The organism is Vibrio sp. Y176 (assembly GCF_033438945.1).
The window spans coordinates 1-833 of the sequence record NZ_JAWOQS010000293.1; the positions used below are offsets into that span (position 1 = coordinate 1).

The following is an 833-nucleotide window of genomic DNA, read 5'->3' on the forward strand; positions in this document are numbered from 1 at the left end:
CTGGTCAAGTTGTTATCGCAGGTAGTAAAGATGCAGTAGAGCGCGCTGGCGCACTGTGTAAAGAAGCTGGCGCGAAACGTGCTCTTCCTCTTCCTGTGTCAGTGCCTTCACACTGTGCGTTAATGAAACCAGCAGCTGATAAACTAGCAGTAGCGCTAGAGTCTATCGAATTCAACACACCACAACTTCCAGTTATCAATAACGTTGATGTGGCAGCTGAAACTGATCCTGCAAAAATCAAAGACGCGCTTGTTCGTCAGCTATACAGCCCAGTTCGTTGGACTGAAAGCGTACAGCTAATGAGTGAACAAGGTGTAGAAAACCTTCTTGAACTTGGCCCGGGCAAAGTTCTGACAGGTCTAACAAAACGTATCGTGAAAACACTAAGTGCAGCAGCAGTTAACGATGTGGCGTCGTTAGAAGCCGCTAAATAATTCTTTCACGATAAGAAAAGGAAAACACAACATGATGAATCTAGAAGGTAAAATCGCTCTAGTGACTGGCGCAAGCCGTGGCATTGGTCGTGCGATTGCTGAGCTTCTTGTTGAACGCGGTGCCACCGTTATTGGTACCGCAACGTCTGAAAGCGGCGCGGCTGCGATCAGCGAATACCTAGGCGAAAATGGTAAAGGTTTAGCACTTAACGTCACTGACGTTGAGTCTATCGAAGCAACACTAAAAACCATTAACGATGAGTTTGGTGCGATCGATATTCTAGTGAATAACGCAGGTATCACTCGCGATAACCTACTAATGCGCATGAAAGACGATGAGTGGAACGACATCATCAACACAAACCTAACGCCTATTTACCGTATGTCTAAAGCGGTTCT

2 protein-coding genes are annotated in these 833 nt (G+C 46.2%); both read left to right on the forward strand.

Features of this window, described 5'->3' with window-relative positions:
• Nucleotides 1–434: ACP S-malonyltransferase (locus tag R7O13_RS25650; protein ID WP_412125727.1), on the forward strand; the 434-nt coding region annotated here is incomplete at its 5' end.
• Nucleotides 435–468: 34 nt separating this feature from the next.
• A partial coding sequence (locus R7O13_RS25655; RefSeq protein ID WP_318305043.1) for an SDR family NAD(P)-dependent oxidoreductase occupies nucleotides 469–833 on the forward strand: 365 nt, incomplete at its 3' end.